Source organism: Paenibacillus sp. FSL R7-0198, from assembly GCF_038000415.1.
Taxonomy (GTDB): Bacteria; Bacillota; Bacilli; order Paenibacillales; family Paenibacillaceae; genus Paenibacillus.
Window position 1 is genome coordinate 5,238,894 of record NZ_JBBOCB010000001.1, and the last position, 23,498, is coordinate 5,262,391.

18 protein-coding genes are annotated in these 23,498 nt (G+C 47.4%); 9 read left to right on the forward strand and 9 right to left on the reverse strand.

From position 1 onward, the window contains the following. Positions 1-124 precede the first annotated feature (124 nt). Both MKY87_RS22680 and MKY87_RS22685 read right to left on the reverse strand, forming a co-directional pair. Complete coding sequence (locus MKY87_RS22680; protein ID WP_339785564.1) at positions 125-958, reverse strand: ABC transporter permease subunit; 834 nt, start codon at positions 956-958, stop codon at positions 125-127. Further along, positions 951-1,856, reverse strand: coding sequence for an ABC transporter ATP-binding protein (locus MKY87_RS22685; protein ID WP_339785563.1), 906 nt, complete (start codon positions 1,854-1,856; stop codon positions 951-953). The genes MKY87_RS22680 and MKY87_RS22685 overlap by 8 nt, the downstream gene beginning before the upstream one ends. A 444-nt stretch (positions 1,857-2,300) precedes the next feature. On the opposite strand from MKY87_RS22685, the gene MKY87_RS22690 reads away from it, so the two are divergent. Continuing rightward, a complete protein-coding gene (locus MKY87_RS22690) occupies positions 2,301-4,136 on the forward strand; it encodes an HSP90 family protein (protein ID WP_339785561.1) in 1,836 nt (611 codons plus the stop codon). Next, the gene (locus MKY87_RS22695; protein ID WP_339785559.1) at positions 4,136-5,185 is read left to right on the forward strand and encodes a hypothetical protein; all 1,050 of its coding nucleotides are present in this window, start codon (positions 4,136-4,138) and stop codon (positions 5,183-5,185) included. The genes MKY87_RS22690 and MKY87_RS22695 overlap by 1 nt, the downstream gene beginning before the upstream one ends. Before the next feature lie 151 nt (positions 5,186-5,336). Here the strand turns inward: MKY87_RS22695 and MKY87_RS22700 are convergent, their stop codons facing one another. The 4 genes from MKY87_RS22700 to MKY87_RS22715 form a co-directional block, all read right to left on the reverse strand. After that, positions 5,337-7,544 (reverse strand): serine hydrolase, encoded by a 2,208-nt coding sequence (locus MKY87_RS22700; protein ID WP_339785556.1) that lies wholly within the window; start codon positions 7,542-7,544, stop codon positions 5,337-5,339. A gap of 50 nt (positions 7,545-7,594) precedes the next feature. Then, complete coding sequence (locus MKY87_RS22705) at positions 7,595-8,365, reverse strand: DUF3169 family protein (RefSeq protein ID WP_339785554.1); 771 nt, start codon at positions 8,363-8,365, stop codon at positions 7,595-7,597. Between the two features lies 1 nt (position 8,366). Next, on the reverse strand, positions 8,367-8,576 hold the full coding sequence (locus MKY87_RS22710; protein WP_017690042.1) for a helix-turn-helix transcriptional regulator: 210 nt from the start codon (positions 8,574-8,576) through the stop codon (positions 8,367-8,369). Between the two features lie 174 nt (positions 8,577-8,750). Beyond that, entirely contained in the window at positions 8,751-10,001 is a 1,251-nt protein-coding gene (locus MKY87_RS22715; protein ID WP_339785551.1) for an MFS transporter, read from the reverse strand. A 165-nt stretch (positions 10,002-10,166) separates the two neighbouring features. Between MKY87_RS22715 and MKY87_RS22720 the strand changes: the two genes are divergently transcribed. Further along, positions 10,167-12,053, forward strand: a complete 1,887-nt coding sequence (locus MKY87_RS22720) for an ABC transporter substrate-binding protein (protein ID WP_339785549.1) — start codon at positions 10,167-10,169, stop codon at positions 12,051-12,053. A 245-nt stretch (positions 12,054-12,298) separates the two neighbouring features. Here MKY87_RS22720 and MKY87_RS22725 read toward each other — a convergent pair whose 3' ends face one another. Then, entirely contained in the window at positions 12,299-13,789 is a 1,491-nt protein-coding gene (locus tag MKY87_RS22725; RefSeq protein WP_339785547.1) for a serine hydrolase, read from the reverse strand. Between the two features lie 247 nt (positions 13,790-14,036). Between MKY87_RS22725 and MKY87_RS22730 the strand changes: the two genes are divergently transcribed. The 6 genes from MKY87_RS22730 to MKY87_RS22755 all read left to right on the forward strand — a co-directional run bounded on the left by MKY87_RS22730 (position 14,037) and on the right by MKY87_RS22755 (position 22,633). Beyond that, positions 14,037-15,233, forward strand: a complete 1,197-nt coding sequence (locus tag MKY87_RS22730) for an outer membrane lipoprotein-sorting protein (RefSeq protein ID WP_338592156.1) — start codon at positions 14,037-14,039, stop codon at positions 15,231-15,233. 395 nt (positions 15,234-15,628) lie between these two features. After that, positions 15,629-16,816 (forward strand): alanine racemase, encoded by a 1,188-nt coding sequence (gene alr / locus MKY87_RS22735; protein WP_338592159.1) that lies wholly within the window; start codon positions 15,629-15,631, stop codon positions 16,814-16,816. Positions 16,817-17,076: 260 nt separating this feature from the next. Beyond that, entirely contained in the window at positions 17,077-17,358 is a 282-nt protein-coding gene (locus MKY87_RS22740; RefSeq protein WP_017690037.1) for a CopG family ribbon-helix-helix protein, read from the forward strand. Between the two features lie 3 nt (positions 17,359-17,361). Continuing rightward, positions 17,362-17,712, forward strand: coding sequence for a type II toxin-antitoxin system PemK/MazF family toxin (locus tag MKY87_RS22745; RefSeq protein WP_024630714.1), 351 nt, complete (start codon positions 17,362-17,364; stop codon positions 17,710-17,712). A 232-nt stretch (positions 17,713-17,944) separates the two neighbouring features. Further along, on the forward strand, positions 17,945-20,134 hold the full coding sequence (locus MKY87_RS22750) for an alpha-galactosidase (protein WP_340966316.1): 2,190 nt from the start codon (positions 17,945-17,947) through the stop codon (positions 20,132-20,134). A gap of 276 nt (positions 20,135-20,410) precedes the next feature. Further along, a complete protein-coding gene (locus tag MKY87_RS22755; RefSeq protein ID WP_338592166.1) occupies positions 20,411-22,633 on the forward strand; it encodes a Tex family protein in 2,223 nt (740 codons plus the stop codon). 180 nt (positions 22,634-22,813) lie between these two features. Here the strand turns inward: MKY87_RS22755 and cmpA are convergent, their stop codons facing one another. Further along, positions 22,814-22,957: a cortex morphogenetic protein CmpA gene (gene cmpA / locus MKY87_RS22760; RefSeq protein ID WP_017690033.1), complete on the reverse strand. Its 144-nt coding sequence runs from the start codon at positions 22,955-22,957 to the stop codon at positions 22,814-22,816. A 182-nt stretch (positions 22,958-23,139) separates the two neighbouring features. Next, positions 23,140-23,496, reverse strand: a complete 357-nt coding sequence (locus MKY87_RS22765) for a hypothetical protein (protein ID WP_017690032.1) — start codon at positions 23,494-23,496, stop codon at positions 23,140-23,142. Positions 23,497-23,498: the final 2 nt, after the last annotated feature.

The following is a 23,498-nucleotide window of genomic DNA, read 5'->3' on the forward strand; positions in this document are numbered from 1 at the left end:
TTCCTCTCTAGAATCATCCCGTAGCATATATCTCCACATCATAACCCGCGTATATTTATTTCTCAATCTGTATAGCGGAGCGACAGTGTGATCTGTTGAATTTCCTCGTTACACTCCACATCATTCAGATCTGACTTTCCGCCAGTTGCTGACGACTATTCCACGCTGTGACCAGACGAAGAAGAACCAAACTTATGAGCAGGAGCACTGCTCCAATCATGAGTAACATCCAAGGACCAATCAGCAGCATGCCACTGGCTTGACCAGCGACTAAGGCGATGAGGGGAAGGACAATTAATCCGCCGAGCTGATAGGCTTCCTGGAACCCACGGACCTTGGCCGAGATCAGAACGTTCAATAAAATGACCATAAGACTGCAAGCGGGAACAACCCAGATGACAAGTATTATCCAGTTCAGATTGGGAAACATCAACGTTCCAAACATGGGGTACATCAGAATATTGGCAATGATTCCGTAGATCAGGAAAGTAACCCAGGATAATAGAATGGAAGGAATCAGTGCAGCTAGCACTTTGCCTTTAAAAAGAGTGTTCATACTGATCGGTGTGAACAACAATCCTTCCAGCGTCTTACGTTCCTTCTCACCAGCGAAACTATTGGCCGTCAGAATACTGGAGGCCATCACCGGAATGATGAGAAACAAGGGGGCGAACATATACATGGCCAAGTAATAGACAATACGATGATTATCTGTAGGCATGGAAGCAAGCTGAGGAATCTGTCCACCATGGGTTAACGCATCCAATGATTCGAGTAGAAAGCTGATGTTGCCCAGAGAACGAAGTTCCATTCTGGAGGCCGCCCACAGGAGAGCAGAGGGCATAATGATTCCAATAATCAGTGGGACGATCAACATGGGCAACCAGAGCTGAACGCTGGCTGTGACAGACCTAATATCTTTGCGTACCAGTGCACGTACGGCTTGGCGGTTATTCATGTTGTTGTGCCTCCCTTATGGCAAAATAGATACTTTCCAGATCACTGCCCGTGATGCGGGCCTGATAGACTTGACCATGCTCCGTTAATTGCCTTAGCAGTAATGGAATATCTTCACGCGATGTAAGCTGAAATACTGCTTGATGTGCGGAGATTATTTCAGGTGTAAAGTCGGTTGCCGTGTGCCATCCATCGGGTATGTCGGCTTCTACTTCGAGCTTCGGCGTGGACAGGTACCGGCTAACAATCTCCTGTTCCGTGCCTTCCTCAACGATGCGCCCCTTTTCCATGAAAATATAATGATCACAGACGGCTGACAGCTGGGACAGCACATGGGATGAGACCAGAATCGTCATCTTTTCTTCCTTATTTAACTGACGGATAATGCGCAGCACCATCTGAATTCCATCCGGATCAAGGCCATTGGTGGGCTCATCCAGAAACAGGATGGAAGGACGGTGCAAGAGTACTCGTGCAAGGCCCAAGCGTTTCTTCATGCCTGTGCTATAGGTGCCGACTTTTCGATGCTGATAATCCTGTAACTCGAACAGAGTTACAAGCTCGTCGATTCGTTTCTTGGCATGCTTCAGGCCAAAAACATCTGCGAAGAAAGTCAGATTGTCACGCCCACTCATATTTTCATATAATCCACTTTGTTCGGTAAGGGTGCCACACATGGCCAGTACTTTCTCCGCCTCACGAGCGGCGTCCAATCCGTTAATGGTTACCTGTCCACCGGAAGCGCCCAAAACACCATTCATGATACGGATCAGTGTGGTTTTGCCCGAACCGTTGGGTCCAATCAACCCTGTGACACTGCCTTGTTTAACTGTGAAACTGACATCATGCAGTGCTTGATGCACCTTGAATTGCTTGGATATGTTACGTACTTCGATCATGTATATTCACCGTCCGATCTGAGTTTGGAGATTATACGTGTGGTAGGCTGATATCGTTCAAATGGACGACAAAAAAGATATTTTCCTCCTTCAATAGTCCCGAATGGAGGATGCACAATTACCCTGAAGTCTGCCTGAAATCGGGTCTCAGGTTTGTTTTCACTCTGTCTTGTAACATGTATCCTTATTTTAGGGTAGAACATCCGTTTCATTGCTATTCATAACGTGGTAATGAAAGATAAGGCCTTACGTCTCATGAATGCCTTTAATATTCATATAACGCCGGTCTTGGTTATCCAGGGGCGGCTTGACGTGATGTTTAGGCGTGCCTGTCACGGGAACGTCTGTTTTTAACGATTACATAATGAATTCGTCTAACACATCCATATGATTACATCGTATGGGTACATATTGTGTTTGGACTTAGAGGAAGGTGAGTGAGTCATGACAGCATCCAATGAATATCGTTTTCAAGTGAACCTGAGCGGGATGATCCAGATTTTATCCAACCATCTATATAGCAGTCCGAAAGTGTTCTTGCGAGAACTGATGCAGAATGCGACGGATGCGATTACCGCACGAACGGAGGCGGAGCCAGGGTATCAGGGTGAAGTGCGTGTTGAACTGACGGGAACAGGTGAGCAATTGACCATGATGGTGGAGGACAACGGCATCGGCTTGACTGAAGCTGACATCCATGAATTCCTGGCGATGATTGGACAATCCTCGAAGAGGGGGCAGCAAGCGCTGCTGGATGGAGAGACTTCGTTTATCGGGCGTTTCGGGATCGGGTTGTTATCCTGTTTCATGGTGAGTCACGAAATTGTCATGCTGACGCAATCCGCGAAGGGCGGCCCTTCGATGGAGTGGCGGGGCAAGCCGGATGGCACCTATACGATTCGACAGTTGGATACACAGCTGTCCCCGGGGACCAAAGTATATCTGCGTTGTACACCGGACGCAGCGCACTACTTTGAACCAGATTATGTGAAAGAAGCTCTGTTCTATTACGGAGCGTTATTACCGTATCCAGTCACGCTGGATCATGACGGAGCGCAACATGTGGTGAACAGCGAGACACCGATCTGGCTGATGGACCCTGCACTCGCACGCTCACGCAGAGCGGAGGTATTGGCATTTGGTGAACGGCTGCTTGGAGAGCAGTTCCAGGACTTCATTCCGTTGACGACAGCTTCAGGCCGTACCGGGGGTATTGCTTTTGTACTGCCACACGCGGTTAATCTGAATGCCAAGCGTTCTCACCGGGTTTACCTGAAGAGAATGCTGATTTCGGAGAAGGCTGAGAACATTTTGCCAGAATGGGCTTTCTTCGTGAAATGCCTGATCTGGACAGATGAGCTTCAACCGACGGCATCACGGGAACATTTTTATGAAAATGAAAAGCTGGAGGAAGTTCGCTCCGAACTTGGAGACGCACTTCGCAAGGGACTGGCCGACATGGCTGAGAGTCAGACGGAACGGCTACAGAAACTGATTCGCCTGCATGCCTTGTCCATGAAGGCACTGGCTGTACAGGATCAGGCATTCTATGCCATGATTCATCGCTGGCTGCCATTTGAGAGCACGAGGGGTCACCGTGAACTGGGTGAGCTAATCGATGAAGGAGAGAAGTTGTATTTCACGTCTTCTGTCGATGAGTACCGTCAGATTCACCATGTAGCATCCGCACAATCGATGCTGGTGATTAATGGTGGTTATATCTATGACGGTGAGTTGATGGAGACATTGCCGATGGCTGTGCATAATGTACAGACGGAGCGTCTACAACCGGACCAGGTTTCGATGAGTTTCACCGATGTATCTCCCGCTGAACGCAATCAATATTATGATGCATTGCGACTCGCAGATTCTGCCTTACAGCGCTTCCGTTGTCGGGCTGAGGTGAAAGGTTTCAAGCCATCGGATCTGCCGGTGTTGTTCACGCTGTCTCAGGAATCTTCAACACTTCGTGCACTGGAAAAAGCAAGCGAGGAGAGCACGGAATTGTTCTCATCCGTTCTGGGTTCATTGTCTTCTGGCATGAGTTCAGCAGGATACTCAACCTTGTATCTGAACGTGAGTAATCCGATCATTCAGCGGGTACTGACATCACCGGATGATCAGATGACACCGATTGCCATTGAAATGTTATATGTCAATGCACTGATGATGGGGCATTATGCGATGAGCAAACAGGAGCTTGAAGTGTTAAATCAGGGCATTGTTCGTTTTATAGATTGGGGTTTACGTGCAAATACAGATCGTAAGGGGGATGCCTGATGAAGACAGAGATGGATTTTGAAGAATTGATGGACGAGGCCTATGGCTTACCCAATGGTCCGGCGAAGCTTGGTATGCTGGAGGAAGCGGCAAGAGTTGCCGATGTCAATGGCATGGTTATGGAGGCGTACGAAGCACGCTCAGAGATTGTGGATGTAGCCACCTTCTGTGGATATCCGATGAAAGCTTTGATTGCTTTTTCCTGGCAGCTGGGCAAGTTCGACCAACAGCCCGAAGAATATGATGAAGAAACATTAATGTGGTCGTACAAATGGATATTGGGCAAGATGCCCGACTTCCCGGAAATATCACGCGAGAAGATCCTGGAGTTGTTGGAGGATTTTGGACGGCGTTTCAAGTCGTACGGTTACAGCGAACGCTCATACTGGTATTATCGGTTCCGGATCTTTATGGATTTTGGGGAGCTGGAGGAAGCGGGACGCAGTTATGATCGATTCAGAACGATGGACCGTGACTTTATGAGTGACTGCGAAGCCTGTGAGCAGGATGAGATTATGCGATATTTCCTGTTAAAAGGAGACGATGAGAAGGTGTTGGAGGCGGCACAGCCTATCCTGAAAGGGCGTATGAGCTGCGCGGAGATTCCTCATCTGACCTTGTCAGAGATTTTGATGCCGCTATACCGTCTGGGACGGACTGCAGAAGCAGATAAACATCAGACCAAGGGATATCGCCTGATCAAAGGCCAGAACGATTTTGTGCAGAGTTTTGCGGAACAGATGGATTATCTCACACGTACGAACCCTGCAAAAGGCATTGATGTGCTGGAGGAAACACTGGTGTTCGCTGCGGATCATGAAGATCCTTACGCCAAAATGTTGTTTTATGCCAGAGCAGCATCGTTGCTTCGCCGTTGGGCGGAAGAATCTCCAGAATACCGATTGCGTCTGCCAGCGTCCTTCCCGTATGAAGGCGATCCAGGCGATCTGCTCAAGCTGGCCGATTACTTTGCGGAGCATGCTCAGACCGCTGCAGCCAAGTTTGATCAGCGCAACGGGAACCACCATGTATCTTCGTTGATCGAATAGAGACGGATATCACTCAGTAACAGATCGCTATAATAATAAGTTATGAAAAGTAACGAAACAGGCTTGTTCAAGAAGGATCGTATCCTTCTGAACAAGCCTGTTTTTCTTGTCATAAGCATGATAAATCTAATCGGTATGAGATATTTTATTTTTATTGTGCTGATGCTGCAGAAGGGACCGGCGCTGGTACAGGAACCGGCGCAGTTTCAGATGTCTCCTCTGCAGGCTCGGCTCCTTCAGCAGGTTCAGCTTGCGGCTGCTGAGCAGCCATCAGTTCAGCGACGATTTGATCTGTTGGTTGGGTAAGCAGCGCATACATAATCGCAGCCTCTTCCTGACGAATCAGAGGTTTGCGGGAAAGTAAATCAATGGACCCATCTTCCAGCACTTTTACCTCAGGTCCATGGATACCAAGCTTCGCCATCATCTGAACGGCTGGTACAGCCCATGGGTCCGTGTGTCCCGCAAGTTTGACATCTGTGAACAGTTCACTAGGATATTGCAGTTGCAGAATTCTCCACATCATGACCATGGCTTCCTGTCGGATAATCACTTGATCCGGTTTAAACTGCGTTTCATCTGCGCCCGTAATCATACCCAATTCATATCCAAGTTGAATATAACCGGCTGCTTCATGGTCTGCCCAGTCGGTGCCTGCAGGAGGTGTTGTTTTGCTGGGCTTCAATCCACTCAGTTTAAGCGTGTTCTCAATAAATTCAGCTCGTGTCACAGCTGATTTTGGTTGGAAAGACTTGTTAGCATCATTCTCATAATATCCAAGAGATTGTATGGCATAGATGGCTTCAGCATAAGGACTGTTCTCACGAACATCCCGGAAGCCCATAGGCTTTTGTCCTTTTTTCTCATAACCCATAGGGTTGAGATAAGGTTCTTTCATGTATGTGGTACCATCTGTATATTCTTTGAATGCTGTGAATTGACCAGTCAATTCATCTTTGAAGAGATTATCTTCCACTTGAATCAGGTTGCGTTGACCCAGAAAAACATCCGAAATGCTCAGTTGTCCAGGCTCTGTACCTTCATTTTTCAGGGAGCTGACGATCGTGCTAATTCGTAAATCCGCGTACAATCCGGTGAAGCGTTGTAGCTCAGCTGCGGATTGCGGCGTGTATTCCTTGAACTGTACAGGCTCTGCATATTGCGGGAAGAAACTTTGAATGAATGCCGGGTAGAACAGATTACGAAGTGCTCCATTTTGATTATACGTCAGGAAAACGCCTGTATTTTGCTCGGGAATAAGGAAGAGATAAGAGCTGAATCCGGTCAGGTCGCCTCCTTTTGTAATGATACTTGGATTACTTCCTGCTCCGGGAAGCTGAAATGCAGCTTCGAATCCATACGTGGTGTTTGGTAACAGTGGATGAATGGAAGACCGGTACTGTTCCATGCTTTTCACTGTGGATTCCTTGAGAATACGCTCGTTGTCTTTCACGCCATCATTCAGGAACGCAATCATGAACTTCCCGATGTCTTCTGCGGTAGACAACATGCCACCTTGAGGCATTGGTGTTGGAGAGATGGTGTACAGATCAAGCGGATTGTGTGCCGCATCATAGCCTGTAGCAAGCTGCTTCTGGAACTTTTTGTCCAGCACGAAACTGCTGTTATCCATTCCCAACGGTTTGAAGATATGCTGTTGCATGTAGGATTCAAAAGGCTCGCCGCTTACATTCTCGACAATCATGCCAAGCAGCAAAAACGAAAAATTATCGTACATGTAGGCGCTACCAGGCTCTCGAACGACAGGAGGCATGTGTTGCTGTGCGTAATCCTCCATCGCTATGTACTTGTCAAAATCAGTATGGATGTCTTCCTGCTGCGGATCACGGATCTCGAATCCGGTCGTGTGGGTGAGCAGGTTCTCCACAGTTACAGGTTTGTCAAAAGGATTATCAAATTCGAGCCCTTTCACATAGGTCTGAAAATCAGCTTGCAGATCAACCTTGCCTTGCTCCACCAGCTGCATTACAGCAGCAGACGTGAACGTTTTGGAGACAGAGGCTACACGGAAGGCCGTATTTTTCGGATCGATCGCTGTCTTGCTCTCCACATCGGAGAAGCCATAGCCTTTTTCCGCCAGAACTTTGCCATCCTTCACAACAACAACGGAGGCTCCCACATAATGGGCTTTTGCCTCAGGTGAATCGAAGAATGAATCCAGAAATGCTGTAGCCGATTCAGTTGTCAGCGCTTTCGTCTTTCCTTGTTCAGCAGCTACTGGAGTCGCTGTCTCCGCCTGGACTGCGGGTACCCATAGACTGAGAGACAGAACCACAGCCATGAAAGCTCCTGTTAGGGAGGTGAACCTGAAACGGGTCTTTCGTTTGGATAAATGCATGCAAACACTCCTTTATGAAAATATTTACAAAATAGTTACTTACCCATGTATTACTGATTACTCGCACGATAGGTTTCACGATAATAGATTCCAATGTTGGCAATCCAGATCACAGAGAGCATTACAATTGGGAATGGAGCAAAGGTAAAGAGCATCGAATATAGAAACATAGAGACCATTCCAACACCAAGAAGTACATTCATCATCTGAAAAGAACGATAGGCTGCGCGATACACGATCCATTTCTCACCTTCATCTAATTTCTCGAAGTGATCTTTTTTCATATTGCGCGAGTTCAAATCCAGCGCACGATCAGGGAAATAAAGGTTGTATCGCTTCACAGTCAGAGTTTGCACGACCACAACGATGATAATAGAGATGCACGAAGCAACAAGATTCAAGAGGTTAAACAGTTCTGGAGAATTCGGCATGGTTCGGTTGGATGCATACAAGGACAAGGCAAGTGCTGCCCAGGTAAACGTAAGAATAACACTGAATCCGCTGAGTATCATCGCTTTTCCGAGGGAGCGCTCTGCGGGAGAGATGAGTGAATCGGAGTCTCCATATGCATCATCTTCCATGGGAGGGACAGATGGCGTGCGGGAGAGACTGAAGATGTTCCACACCGTCATAACTACCACAAGAGCCGCCAGTATTGCGAATAAAAGATCATAGTCATAGTACACGGACAGCGTCCAGTTCAAGTCAGAAGGGACTTTACTGACTCCGCTAGCTCCGAGAAAACCAACTACAGCGCCACCTGCTGCATACAAGGGAAGACGCAACCGCTTTTTAATGGACGAGGATGATGAATTTTTCATTTTAATCTCCACCTTTCAGTTCAAAGATTTTTTCGACAGGTTCACGAAATACATGTGCTATTTTTAGTGCCAGAACGACCGACGGAGAGTAATCTCCACGCTCAATCAGGGCAATGGTTTGACGGGATGCACCAATGAGTTTGGCCAGTTCCGCTTGGGATAGCCGGTCTCTGGCTCGTAACTCCCGAACGTGATTGTGTAATTCTTCCACTTGCTCACCTCCATGAACCTAATGTACATGATATTTTACTAAATGTAAACTATAATTTACAAAATGTTAAAGATAATTTACCTGTATGCGATGAGATTGGTCATGAAAAAGAGAGCCTGGCAGGCTCCCTTGGATGATTATTTTGTTGTCGGAAAAGTTGTCGGAAAAGTGAAATCAAGATGCATCTGCACACGGCAGATGTTGATTCTGTTCCTCTGCCTTCCGAAGTAACATTCGGAAAAAGATGAGCGCTCCAAGCCCCATCAGGATATACAGACCAGCCATCGCATAGGAGGGCAGAAAGGCTCCAATAGTTAACCCAATACTGCCGAGGAGGGCAGCAACGTTATAACTCAACCCGTCAGCAGCCATATAGGCAGCACGGTCCGAATCTGGAATCATACCCGCGAGCATGACCAGACGAACAGGGGCGTACATCAATTCTCCAATGGTCAGCAATATAGCGGAGAAGATAAGTAACCAGGCCCAGTTGCTGAAAGCAAGTACGGTGAAACCTGCGGTATAGAGGAGCATACCGACAGTCATGATAGATCGGGACTGGAAGCGACCTATCCATTTGGAGAATGGAATGGCAACCAAGGCGACCAGTACGGTGTTGATGACCATGATTAGGCTGAACATATGCAAACCTGAGATATCTGAGCCGAACAGTTGAGCGGTGAATTCATTTTTTAGACGAACAGCGATGTATTTATCCAACTGAAATTCCAGGGAGACTGCAAGTACCGTAGCCGTGAAAAATATCATGAAACGTTTGTCCTGAAAGACCGCCCAGTACGTTTTCAGTATGTTCCTCTGGATGGGAGCATCGCCATAACCTAATGCGCGTTTATACATTGTTTCACGAATCATGAAGACCAAAATAAACAGGGTAGCTATACTTTCTAGGCATACCAGACTGAACAATAGGAAACGAAATGATTCGAAAAATAGCCCGCCCATCAGTGCGCCAAAGGTTACAGCAACGTTTGTTGTCCAATATTGCAATCCATATACATAGTGACGTTCATGTTCACTGCTCACGTCGACAATCATGGCATTAGCAATCGGCACTGTGATCCCTGAACTTAGACTGCTGAGCAGAAACATGAGACAAGTGACAATGATCGAATCCATCCACGGTGAATTTGCGATGGCCAAACAAAATAAGGCCACTACCTGCAGAGTTTGTGCAATCACCATTAACTTCTTCCGTCCAATTCGATCAGACCAATATCCTGCCCACAATCCAACAATCATGGAAGCTACAATATTGACCGTCAGCAATACCCCCGCCATACCTGCGCCAATCTGAACACTCAGATAGATCGCCATGAATGGAATGATGGACTTCTGGGTCAAATCGGTGAAAAAATCAGTAATGATTCGTATCCTGATGTTAGGGTGCAAATCGGCGTATTTCATAAGTCGTTCTTCTTCCTTCCCACTGGTCATGTTGATGTTACTGAGTATAATGGAGGAAAACCTGAAGAAAAACTGTAGAAGCAACCAGGAAGATTTCGTATTTTAGCAGAATGAGGAAGGAAATTAAAAGATAGAAATTTAGAATGAGAAGAAGGTAGGGCATATATGGACGTATCAGAACATTACATTCAACTGCGGTTAAACTTTCCACATGTGCATGATGAACAAGAAGTACATACAACGGTAGGTGAACTTGCCGATCTTTTATGTTGTACGATGCGAAACATGAACCTCATTATGAACAAATTCAAGGAGAACGGATGGGTCAGGTGGAACCCTCAGCGTGGCAGAGGCAAAAAATCGATGCTGGTATTTTACGTCCCGTTGCTTGAAGTGGCGCATGAACGGTTCGACTATCTACTGAATGGCAACAGGATGGAGGATGCCTATGAACTGGCCGCTACCTTGCCAATACCGATGCGAGAACATTTGATGCAACAAATGCAGCATCAATTCGGTCTGCGTTCGAATGATGGGGACAGAGGCCGAGTGGATACATTGCGGATTCCGCAGAATACACCATTTAAGACTCTCGACCCAACGCAAACAGGGATGTGGGGAGAAGTTTTCATCATTGCAGAGGTCTATGATCGTTTGGTTCGTTATAATGCTGAACGCCAAGTCTGTGAGCCGAGTCTGGCTATGGCATGGGAGAGTCATGCGGATGGAAGGGAATGGACCTTTTATCTGCACAAAGGCATACCTTTTCATCATGGAAGGATACTGGATGCCGAGGACGTCAAGTTTACCTTTGATCGCATTATCTCTGACAAGAGTAACCCGTGCAGGCCTTTGTTTGGGTCCATTGAGAGCATAGAAGCGTATGACCAGTTGACTGTACGTTTTGTGTTGAATAAGCCCAACTTCATGTTCCTGGATCTAATGAGCAGTATGTGTGCATCTATCCTGCCTAGAGATGTGGAGATGACCCCACTTAATCCAATTGGCACAGGACCTTATCGGTTGACTCGTCATGATTCGAAGCTGCTTGTGCTTGAGGTATTCCTTGCTTATTTCAAAGGGCGGGCTTATGTGGATCGTGTTGAAGTGTGGCAGCTCCCCCACTCGGGCAAAGCGGAGTCCATCATCAAACATGATTTATTTCCGGATGCACAACCTCGTGCTGTACAGCATGAGATGCAGGGCGGAGTGTATATGACGTTTAATATGCAAAAGGAAGGGCCGCAGCATGATGTGAATTTTCGCCGGGCTGTTCAACAGCTATTGAATGCGCAGGAGTTGTCGGAAGCACTCGGAAGCCCGAACACGCAGGCTGCTTATAGTCTGATTCGAGGACGAGTACAGAAGCAACATCTTACGGAGGGTGCGGATCAAAGGGAGCTATGGAAACAGCAATCGGAACAATCGGATGGTTCGGTCACACCTGAAACAGTACTTTCTGTCGAGACCTCACTGGCGCGGGCCTCAGTATTATTGCGTCGTAGCTCTTACCAAGGGCAGAGTTTAAGTCTGTGGGTGGAAGAAGGAGAGAAGATGGAGGCAGATATGGTCTGGTTTGCAGAGAGATGTAAACAGATTGGCCTACATATTAACATTATCGCGGGAGATCCGGTTCATGCAGTCTATCAAGATGGATTCAGGGATTGTGATCTGATCTATACGGGAGAAGTGTTCAATGATCATATCGTGCTGAGTCTGGTGACGATGTATACCTTTCAGAACACATTATTCCTGATTGCGATGAATGATTACTGGAGACATGAACTGGAACAGGAATGTGGACGAGTGATCATGATCCAGGAACCTGCGGAGCGGTTGAATAGATTGATTCAGCTAGAAGATCGATTGATTCGGGAGGCGTTGCTTCTGCCCGCGTACAGCTTCAGGGAGGAACACGCCCATCATGAATCGCTGCGAGATTATCGTGTTGCGGGTTATGGTCTGCCTGATCTTCGCAGATTGTGGGTGAAGAGAAATCCCGGTGCCGCTGAAGAGGATGCGAGTTACCCGGTGTATATTCCGTTGTGGTAGGTAGGTTTGGCTACCACAATGGAAATGAAGCAAGTGTTCTCTATATAAATTGAATTAAACATTTATACAAAACGGAGAGGACAGAAATAACCTGAAGAAGCAGAGCGTTCGCCTTTATCCCCGGATTTTCCCTTTATGAAAAGAAATCAAAGAAATCTGGGGATAACAGCGATCAGAAGGTTGTTCTGCCATCAGAGTGACCAGTGTAAACATTAATTAGTTTAATTTATATAGGTTTTGATCATTTACGAAACCCTAATGAATTCAATAGGCTTTGTACCCGGTTCAAGCAACAAAGGAATGGAGATGGATTGTGCAACTTCTGATTCATTCAGGGCGAACGTATACGTGACCTTCAGACCGAATAACACAAATTCGACGGAAAACGTATCTTTTCCGGTGTATTCCATAGGCATTTCGATGGCGTTAAAGGTTGCTTGTAACCCGTCCGATGTTTCCTTAATAGACATCTCGCCATAACCAGGATTCGTGTAAATACCTGCATAAGTGATGAGAGGACGATCACAAGGTGTAATGTGAGGTTCTTCAACTTTTTCCTCAACGGCAGAGTCTGGCTGAATAGGTACTTCCAAAGGATTCTCCGGATTAGTCTCCGTTTCTGCTGATGCTTTCCCCATTAATTTGCTCATTCTGGAACTCCAATTGACGGGTTCCAATCCAAGCAGTCGGTCCATGATATGAAAAGCAACCGTATATGGAATAACACTTCCGTTGGTATTGCTCAGTACTACGATCCCGATCTGCTCCTCTGGCAAAAAGGCAACCTGTGATGCGAAGCCATCAATAGCCCCACCATGATGAATCATGGCATGTCCACGATATGGCTCAATCATCCAGCCCAGACCATATGTACTCACAGGCAGTTCTTGGCTTATGAACGGCGAATCACTGGGCATCTGAGGACTATGCATAATCTTCATCTGTTCCTTAGAGATCAATGATTTTCCTTTCCATTCTCCTGAATGCAATTGGAACTGAAGCCATGCAATCATATCGACTAGATTACTGTTAATGGAACCAGCGGGTCCTATGGTATCGATGGCTCGAAAAGGAGTTCTAATATTCTGACCATCTTTCTCTATATAAGGACAGGCATAGTCAGTCTGAAGCTGCATCTCATCGACAGAGAATAGGCTTGAGTTCATACCTAGTGGGTCAAATAGAGACTTCTGAACAACCTCTTCCCACGAATTTTCTTTCAATTGTCCAACCAGATAACCTGCCGTCATGTACATCAGGTTCTGATACTGCCATTTGTTTCGGAAATCTTGATTTGGCTCCAGATACTGTAATGTACGAACAAGTTCTTCTCTTGTGCGTGGGGAGTTGTACCATACCAACTCATGCCTTGGAAGACCGGAGCGATGACACAACATGTCGCGAATAGTGAGACGTTCTGTTGCGACCGTATCGAACATCTTGAAGTCTTTCATATACGACTTCACAGGGGTATCCCAGTCCAGTATCCCCTGATCCACAAGCAGAGCAGCGGTTGCTGCGGTAAAGGCTTTGGTACTTGAACCGATGGCAAACAACGTATTAGGGGTAACTTCAAGTTTGGACTCCAGGTCACGATAACCGTAGCCCTTTTGCCAGATGACTTCATTCTTATGAATCACAGCCACCGCTGTGCCGATACCATTCCATAATCGAAGCTGCTCGTCGATGAATTCATCCAGTCCTTCCAGTGATGTACGAAGCTTAGTTGTCGTCATACCTTCCCCTCCCAATATTCAATAAACGAATAATTTCCTACAATCCACTATGCCTTTTCTGGATAAAGTTAACATCCTCCCCGAGACTGATTTTGCGTAGCAATGCCGTATTAACGGACTTCACCGATTGCTTGTCAAACTAGTCCGCATATATCGAACAAGTCCCTCATAACATGTACTAATCAAGTAGGGGTTCTGCTGCAAGCACAATCCTGAAGTGAAAACATGTGCTAAAGGGGATGATGTCATGCGCCGAATATCATGGATGCTTGCCATGGTATTGGTCTTATCGGCCTTACTTGCCGCCTGCGGGAAGAAGGATGCGGCAGCTGTGGTCAAAGATCTGAACGAAGTCGTAGGAGAGATGGAAAGTTACCAGGGGGCAGGCGTGATGACGCTGCATACCGGAGATACGCCGCAGCAGTACAAGGTCGAGGTATGGCATCAGAAGCCTTCCTATTATCGTATTGCGTTAACGAATGCCAAAAAGGATGTAACACAGATTGTACTGCGTAACGATGAAGGCGTGTTTGTTTTGACGCCGAGCCAGAACAAAAGCTTCCGTTTTCAGAGCAATTGGCCAGATAATCAGGGACAGGTATATCTCTATGAAACATTGATTCGGAGCATTACGGGGGATACAACCCGTCAGTTTGCGGATGAGAAGGAGAGCTATGTTTTTGATGTAGCTGCCAATTATAATACACACGCACTTGTCAGACAGAAAATCTGGCTGAACAAATCGGATTACGCACCTAAACAGGTGGAGGTATCCGACTCCAATGCCAATGTGGTTGTGGATGTGAAGTTTGACTCCTTCAAATTCGGGACTGAATTTGAGAAAGATGCATTTGATATGCAACGTAACATGACAGCCAATACAGAAGAAGGCGGCAAAACAGGAACGGATTCTGGTGTAACTCCTGCGGAGCAAACAGGTGAGGGCGGTAAAGAACCTGCCAATCCTCAGACAGCGCCTGAACCTGATGGAGCCGTTACTGATGGACAGTCGGGTGTAGGTGGTGACACAGAGCAGCAAGGTACAGAGGGTGCTGCAACAGGTCAGGAAGGCGAAGAACCAACGCTTGCAGAGCCGGAAGGGGCAGACAGTTTTGGTGTAATTCAGCCGACTTATGCGCCAGAAGGTGTGCAGCTCAAGGATGATCAGATTCTGGAAGAGGCTGGGGACTATTCGGTTATGCTTCGTTATGAAGGAACATATAATTACACGATATTCGAAGCCAGACCGCAGGATCGAGCCGTATCGCTTGCTCCATCCAGTGTAGTGGATCTTGGATTCACACTGGGGATGATCAGCGGAGATGCGTTGCAGACACTGACATGGATGACAGATGGTATAGAGTATCGGATCACCAGTGCAGACCTGCCTCAGAACGAAATGGTACGCATTGCAACATCGATGCAGGAAGAGTCAGGCAAATGATTTTTGAACGAATGAACGAATAGTAGCATAAACATAAGGAATGCTAAGAAGCATCGGAGACCCGTTCTCCGGTGCTTTGCTTTGATGTAAGACAGGTATTCATCTGGCGCCGTTTTTCTTACTCAATACACCCAATAATGCAAAATGCGCTTCTACGCAGAGGGAACCGGGTAAATAATCGATATAAGCAGATTTTGCTGGGGTGGGAAAGTGGAATTTAGCCCTGCCAATCTCGCTTATTGGTCTTCTTCTGTGTTCGCATTTGTTCCTCAAACGGCGCACCTTACATCTGTTTTTGAATGCGAAACTTCGGTTCATTTGACAGTCACATGCTGGAGCATTACGATGGAGTCTGACGTGAGCCGGATTAAGATGATTAGAGAAGGTGACTTAACGTGCAAGGACAATATCGGCCGACCCAAGCGGACATCAATTTGGATCATTTGTGTACTAACGTAGAAGCTTTCCGCGAGGCATTGCCTCAGGGCATGAAATTCCTCGCCTGTGTGAAGGCCAATGCCTATGGACACGGAGCGGTGGAGACGGCTAGGGAACTGGAACGAGTGGGTGTGGATTACTTAAGTGTGGCTTTTCTTGACGAAGCTCTGGAACTGCGACAACATGGGATTACGATTCCAATTCTGGTATTGGGCTATACGCCGCCTGAAGGGATCGCTGTTGCATGGCAACATGATGTGACCGTCACACTGTTCAGCAGGGAAGTGCTTGACGCCATTCGACATCTGGATGCGAGCACATTCGCTAACAAACTGAAGGTTCATATTAAAATCGACAGCGGTATGGGCCGATTAGGTCTGTTGCCTGGCGATGAGGCATTGGCTTTCATTCAGGAAGTAGCTTCGCTCAATCAGGTGATGCTGGAAGGCATGTTTACCCATTTTGCCAGAGCAGATGAAGAAGACAAAACCTATACACTGGAGCAGTATAGACGGTTCCAAGGCGTGGTTCATGCGCTCAGGGATCAGGGATGTTCCATCCCGATTATACATACGGCGAACAGCGCCGCTGCCATTGATACACCGGAATTGTCCTATGACATGGTACGTGTGGGAATAAGCCTGTACGGACTGTATCCTTCGGCTGAGGTGAATCATCAGGTGGTGAAGCTGTCCCCGGTATTGACGCTGAAGACAAAAGCGGTTCTGGTCAAAACACTGCCACCCCATTGGGGGATCAGTTACGGAACCCGTTATTTTACGCAAGGTTACGAACGAATAGCGACCCTGCCGATCGGATATGCAGACGGATTCTCCAGAATGCTGACAGGTAAAGCACAAGTGCTTGTACGCGGCCGCCGCGTCCCTGTCGTCGGTACGATCTGCATGGATCAGTGTATGGTGTCGTTACAATCTTTCGCGGAAGAGGCGGAAGAAATTCAAGTCGGCGAAGAGGTTGTCCTCATCGGTCATCAGTCTGGTGGCGTAATAACCGCAGACGAGGTGGCAATCCAGCTCGGTACGATTGCTTATGAGGTGATCTGCATGATGGCGCACCGCATTCCGCGGGTATATACCCGCGGGGGAGCAGTAGTCGCCAGAATCAATCCACTTTTGACATCCTGATAGTTAAACTGGACGTCATTACCAATAAACTTTTTTTCAGAACAGAAGGAAAACTGTCGGAGCATCTCGAATTATGTATGACGGTAAGGATTTAATTCCTGAATTGAGATGTTTGGTCTGTACGAATATTGTTCCCCGTGTTTATAATGGAGTACAGCATACTTGATATACTCGGGGCATATATATTCCTTTGTATAAAAGTTCTGGAAAAACGTAATACTGGTTCACAATGGCGAAAGGTTTGTGGGGGTGGAAGAAAGGTGGCCAACTTGCAGAACACCAAGCGGATCATGATCAGTTTACCTGATTATCTTTTGCAGGAAGTGGATGGCATCGTAGCGCTGGAGAATTCCAACCGCAGCGAATTGATTAGGCAGGCTATGAAGCTGTATTTAACGGAGCGTAAGAAACGTTACATCCGTGAAACGATGCAGCGAGGGTACATGGAGATGGCAAAAATTAATCTGACCATGGCATCCGAAGCCTTTCATGCGGAGGAAGATGCGGACAGCACTCTGGACCGCTTAGTTAGCGGGGTGTAGACATTGATCGTAAAACGTGGTGACGTTTTTTTTGCGGATCTTTCTCCCGTTGTCGGTTCCGAGCAAGGTGGAGTCAGGCCGGTTCTGGTGATCCAGAATGATATCGGCAACCGGTTCAGTCCAACTTGTATAGTGGCGGCTATCACCGCCCAGATTCAGAAGGCAAAGCTGCCAACGCATGTTGAAATTGATGCGGCGGCACATGGCTTTGACCGGGACTCGGTTATTTTGCTCGAACAAATACGGACGATTGATAAGCAGAGGCTGACTGACAAGATTACCCATCTGGACGAGGAGACCATGAAATTGGTCAACGAAGCCTTACAGATCAGCCTTGGTTTAATCGATTTTTAGGCAGTAACCAGCGTCTTGTACGCTGCCCTGCCGTCCGTTGGCAATGGATGTTCCTAAGGGAACACACTGAATTCAGACTGTAACCAAAAGAGCGTATGACATCCTTCGGGCTGTTATGCGCTCTTTTGATTAAAGCTTGATGAAAGCGTAGAACATTGGCGATCTTTTCGCTATAATGAAACCTGAGAAACCGTTTACCCGAAAGACCTATATATAGAGGTGGAGGAGACATATGAGCATTTACATCAATCAGGAGAAACTTCAATTTCATTTACAGACCCGTGAGGCCAGTTACGTATTTCAGGTACTGCCTTCAGGATATTTGGTGCATTTGTATTATGGCAAAAAATTACGCGACACCGATCTGAGCTGGTTGCATGTACGGACAGAACGAGCGTCCTTTAGCCCTAACCCTGTGCCAGAGGATCGTACGATCTCATTCGATACGTTGCCAGTGGAATTGCCAGTGTATGGCACGAGTGATTTCCGTAATCCTGCAATCCAATTGGAACTTGAGAATGGCTCAACGGTTTCAGAGTTTACGTATACAGGTCATCGATTGATCAAAGGAAAGGCAGCGCTTACTGGATTACCAGCAACGTATGTTGAATCTGATGAAGAAGCAGAGACGTTGGTTATTGAGTTGGAAGACCGCGTTGCAGGCATCAAAATCGAGCTTTCCTATACAGCCTTTACGGCATTTAATGCAATTACACGCTCAATGCGTATCGTTAATGAGAGCGCTACCTCAGTGAATGTGGTGCGTGCGCTCAGTTCATCTGTTGATTTCCCGCATGCGGATTATGAATTGTTGCAATTGTCAGGTGCATGGACACGGGAACGTGATATTGTTCGTAGACCGCTTGCTTCAGGCCTGCAAGGAATTGAGAGCCGTCGTGGTTCAAGCAGTCACCAGCAGAATCCATTTATTGCGCTGATGACACCAGGTACGGACGAAGATCAGGGTGAAGTCTACGGATTCAGTCTCGTCTATAGCGGTAGCTTCACTGCACAGGCTGAAGTGGATCAGTTCCACACCACCCGTGTATCACTCGGGATCAACCCGTTCGAGTTCAGCTGGAAGTTGGAGCCACAGGAAGCGTTCCAGACACCTGAGACGGTTATGGTGTACTCGGCTGCAGGTTTGGACGGCATGTCACAGTCCTACCACGAATTGTATCGGGAGCGTCTTGCGCGTGGTAAGTTCCGTAATGCGGAACGTCCGGTTCTGGTCAATAACTGGGAAGCAACCTACTTTGGATTCAATGCAGACAAGATTGAACAGATCGCTCGTGCTGGACAGAAGCTGGGTATTGAGCTGTTTGTCTTGGATGATGGTTGGTTTGGACATCGGGACAGTGACAACTCCTCGTTGGGCGACTGGATTGTAGATAAGAACAAATTGCCACAGGGTCTGGATGATCTGGCTAACCGCGTAACAGGTTTGGACATGCAGTTCGGATTGTGGTTTGAGCCTGAGATGATCTCACCAGACAGTGAGCTGTACCGTGCGCATCCGGATTGGTGTCTGCATGTGCCTGATCGTCGCCGGACAGAAGGACGTCAACAACTGGTCCTCGACTTCTCTCGTCAGGATGTACGTGATGAGATTGTGCGCATGTTAACAGACGTACTTGGTTCTGCACCAATCACTTATGTGAAATGGGACATGAACCGGAATATGACGGAAGTGGGTTCTGCATTGCTTCCGGCAGACAGACAGCGTGAGACCGCGCATCGTTACATGTTGGGGTTGTATGACGTCATGGAACGAATCACTTCGGCGTTCCCGAACATTCTGTTCGAAAGCTGTTCAGGTGGTGGTGGCCGCTTCGATCCAGGTATGCTGTATTACATGCCACAGACGTGGACAAGTGATAACACGGATGCTATATCCCGTCTGCGGATTCAGTACGGTACCAGTCTTGTGTACCCGGTGAGTTCCATGGGATCGCATATCTCAGCGGTACCGAATCATCAGGTGAACCGGATCACTTCGCTTGAGATTCGGGGTCATGTTGCGATGTCGGGCAACTTCGGGTACGAGCTGGACCTGACAAAATTCACGGAGGAAGAGAACGACATCGTGAAAGCCCAGGTTGAGCTGTACAAAGAGATTCGTGGAACGGTTCAATATGGAACATTCCGTCGCTTGCTCAGTCCGTTTGAAGGCAATGAGACGGCGTGGATGTTTATTGCACCGGACGGAAGCGAAGCCGTTGTATTCTACTTCCGCGTGCTCTCTGAGCCCAATGCGCCACTTCAGCGGCTGAAGCTGAAAGGATTGGACCCTAATGCGGATTACCGTCTGAAAGGCGGCTCGGAGACCTTTACCGGCGATGCCTTGATGTATGGTGGTATTTCTGTAGGCAGCACATCAGGAGACTATCTGAGCGAGATGTTCCGGTTCGAGCGCGTCTAGACTGCAATTGCATATAAAGTTTTAAAAAAAGGAAGGACCGGGGAGCGTCGTGATGACGTTTTTCGGTCTTTTTTTGACGTAATGGGGAAGGCTGGAGGATAACATGATTCTGTCAGAACTTGTATGCTCAAGGATTGATGGAAATCTGGACGTGATTTTGTGATAATATAGGGTAGAGTGGAAGAAACAAATGGTTTAACTATACTGTAATTACAGCAGCAAAGCTGCCCTGAAATGATTGTAACGAACGATTCAGGAAGGAAAGAGGGATTTATTTTGTCTGAACAGGAAACGGTTCTGGAACCCAATGAAGAAACAATAAAGGCAGAACGCCATGAACGAATCATCAAACAGGTAGCCAAGGAACTGTCACTGTCCTTGAAGCAGGTCCGCACAACGTCGGAGCTTCTGGACGAAGGCAATACGATTCCATTTATCGCCCGCTACCGTAAAGAAATGACTGGAGAGCTGGATGAGAACCAGCTGCGATCGATTGAAGAACGCATTGTTTATCTGCGCAATCTTGAGGATCGCAAATTGGAAGTCATCCGTATTATAGAGGAACAGGGCAAACTGACCGGAGAACTGAAGCAATCCATTACGCAGGCTGTGAAGCTGCAGGAAGTGGAAGACTTGTATCGACCTTACCGTCAGAAGCGGAAAACGCGTGCCAGTGTGGCCAAGGAAAAAGGTCTTGAACCCCTTGCTGTATGGATCTGGGGTCAACCGAAACAAGGCGATGTACTCCAGGAAGCTGCGAAATATATCAATGCTGAACTGGGTGTAGAAGATGCGGAGTCGGCACTTCAGGGAGCCAAAGACATTCTCGCTGAGAATATCGCAGATGATGCTGCCATTCGTGCCTGGATTCGTCGGTACACCTTGGATCACGGGATGTTGACTTCAGAAGCGAAGGATGCTCAAGAGGAATCCGTGTACGAGAATTATTATGATTACCGCGAACTAGCCAAAAAGATGCCTCCACACCGTATTCTCGCGATTAATCGCGGTGAACGTGAGAGTATTCTGAAAGTCGGCCTGGACGTACAGGCAGAACCGGCCCATCGCCATATGGAAGGACAGATCATTCGTGGTGCTTCTGCCGTGCAGGATATCCTGCGTGATGTGATTGAAGATGCATACAAGCGGCTTATTGCGCCTTCCATTGAGCGCGAAGTTCGTGGAGAACTCACGGAAAAGGGTGAAAATCAGGCCATATCGGTATTCTCGGCCAATCTGCGTAACCTGTTGCTTCAACCGCCGATTCATGGCAAACGTGTGCTGGGTGTCGATCCGGCCTATCGTACCGGCTGTAAACTGGCTGTAGTAGATGATACGGGCAAGTTGCTGGAAGTGGCGGTGACCTACCCAACGCCACCACACAACAAGAAACGTGAAGCTGCGGAAGTATTCCATCGCATGATCAAGCAATATGATATCGGACTGATCGTCATTGGTAATGGTACCGGATCGCGTGAAACGGAGCAGTTTGTTGCCGAGATCATTCAGGAGAACGGTGATGAAAGTCTTGTGTACCTGATCGTTAACGAAGCAGGTGCGAGTGTGTATTCTGCATCCAAGCTGGCCCAGGAAGAGTTCCCGGATCTGGATGTTGCGGAGCGCAGTGCTGCTTCCATTGCACGCCGGGTACAAGACCCGCTTGCGGAGTTGGTTAAGATTGATCCAAAAGCCATTGGTGTGGGTCAATATCAGCATGATGTATCCCAGAAGATTCTGGAAGAAAGCCTGAAGGCTGTCGTGGAATCCGCAGTTAACCATGTGGGTGTGGACGTGAATACGGCATCACCTTCGTTGCTGTCATATGTTGCCGGAGTTAACGCTACGATTGCCAAAAACATTGTGAAGTACCGCGAAGAAAATGGCCGGTTTACGAACCGCCGTCAGCTTCAGAAGGTGCCACGTCTGGGTGCCAAAACCTATGAGCAGTGCGTAGGCTTTATGCGTATTGGTGAGGGCGAGAATCCATTGGATCGTACACCTATTCACCCTGAGTCTTACAAGGTTGTGGATCAGCTGTTCAAGGAGCTTCAGGTTGCACTGGACAAGCTGGGCAGTAAGGAACTGTCGGTATTACTGTCAGAGCAACAGCCAGAGCAATTGGCTGTGAAACTGGACGTAGGTGTGCCTACATTGCGTGACATTCTGGACAGCTTGCAGCGTCCGGGACGTGACCCGCGTGAAGAAATGCCGTTGCCAATCTTCCGTACAGATGTATTGAAAATTGAGGATCTGGTAGAAGGCATGGAGCTGCAAGGTACAGTTCGGAACGTAATTGATTTTGGTGCCTTTGTTGATATTGGAATTAAGAGTGATGGTCTTGTCCATATTTCACAGCTCAGCAACGGATATGTTAAACACCCGATGGATGTTGTATCTGTAGGGGATAATGTAACGGTCTGGGTTATGAATGTGGATACCAAAAAAGGCCGTGTCGGCCTTACGATGAAGAAGCCTGCTTCTGCGCAACAGACTTCTTAAGTAATAGGATTGGAGAACAGCCTTCCCTAACCAGGAAGGCTGTTTGTTGTCGACAGGAATAGTCCCGTTGTTCGTTCTAATTCCTCTAGTAAGTACGGTGGGCAATATGTGCATTTTCTTAAAATGCGTGTTCAAAAGGCCATCCTTCGTAATCCGATGTAGACTTTTATGAACAACCTCTTAAAGTTCGTTCTCCGCGCTGCGTGGTGTGCCATTTGCTGGTTTGTTACGATAAAAGAACCAGCATTCGTTCAGCAACTTGATTTGCCGGCTGTCCTTTTTGTGAAATGCACGCATCAGTTGATTGCAAAGCCATTGAGGCAAGGGTATCTCCTCCTCTTGCATAATTCATCTGTACGTTAGCATATGTGGCAATAGCCTGGACTGTGCGGGATAAGTGGAGGCCTCCGGCAAATCAATCTTTTTCACTCAAAAAAAAGCACAAATCCCAATTCAGGGAGATGTGCTTTTTGTTCTCATCATTATAAAATGATACCTGCGGTGAATTAGAGAGCTTCCATCTCTTCTTCATACCATTGTTCCAATTGGGCCTGAAGAGCCCGGATTTCGGTAAGCAGAGAAATCAAAGGATAATGGCTTTCACGTAGTGCTGCAAAAGATTCTTCAAGCGCATTGATATAATCAAGGCCGCCGATGATAGTAAGATTTTCGTTTAGGAGATCGAGGCTGTCACATTCGGCGATCGCCCAAGGCAGGACAGGGACATCTGCTGCAGTGAGTTTATCAATTTCCTTGTGCAGGCGCAGGTTGAGCGCACTGAGTTGATAGGCGTAATCTGCCGGCATTTCCACGAACTGCAATTGTTGTTCCTGCTGCAGGATGACATAGCGCATTGTAGGCATAA

Excerpts from the sequence above, each read along its gene's own strand:
- MKY87_RS22680 (WP_339785564.1), bottom strand. The coding sequence starts at position 958 with ATGAATAACCGCCAAGCCGTACGTGCACTGGTACGCAAAGATATTAGG.
- MKY87_RS22685 (WP_339785563.1), bottom strand. The coding sequence starts at position 1,856 with ATGATCGAAGTACGTAACATATCCAAGCAATTCAAGGTGCATCAAGCA.
- MKY87_RS22690 (WP_339785561.1), top strand. The coding sequence starts at position 2,301 with ATGACAGCATCCAATGAATATCGTTTTCAAGTGAACCTGAGCGGGATG.
- MKY87_RS22695 (WP_339785559.1), top strand. The coding sequence starts at position 4,136 with ATGAAGACAGAGATGGATTTTGAAGAATTGATGGACGAGGCCTATGGC.
- MKY87_RS22700 (WP_339785556.1), bottom strand. The coding sequence starts at position 7,544 with ATGCATTTATCCAAACGAAAGACCCGTTTCAGGTTCACCTCCCTAACA.
- MKY87_RS22705 (WP_339785554.1), bottom strand. The coding sequence starts at position 8,365 with ATGAAAAATTCATCATCCTCGTCCATTAAAAAGCGGTTGCGTCTTCCC.
- MKY87_RS22715 (WP_339785551.1), bottom strand. The coding sequence starts at position 10,001 with ATGAAATACGCCGATTTGCACCCTAACATCAGGATACGAATCATTACT.
- MKY87_RS22720 (WP_339785549.1), top strand. The coding sequence starts at position 10,167 with ATGGACGTATCAGAACATTACATTCAACTGCGGTTAAACTTTCCACAT.
- MKY87_RS22725 (WP_339785547.1), bottom strand. The coding sequence starts at position 13,789 with ATGACGACAACTAAGCTTCGTACATCACTGGAAGGACTGGATGAATTC.
- MKY87_RS22730 (WP_338592156.1), top strand. The coding sequence starts at position 14,037 with ATGCGCCGAATATCATGGATGCTTGCCATGGTATTGGTCTTATCGGCC.
- MKY87_RS22750 (WP_340966316.1), top strand. The coding sequence starts at position 17,945 with ATGAGCATTTACATCAATCAGGAGAAACTTCAATTTCATTTACAGACC.
- MKY87_RS22765 (WP_017690032.1), bottom strand. The coding sequence starts at position 23,496 with ATGCCTACAATGCGCTATGTCATCCTGCAGCAGGAACAACAATTGCAG.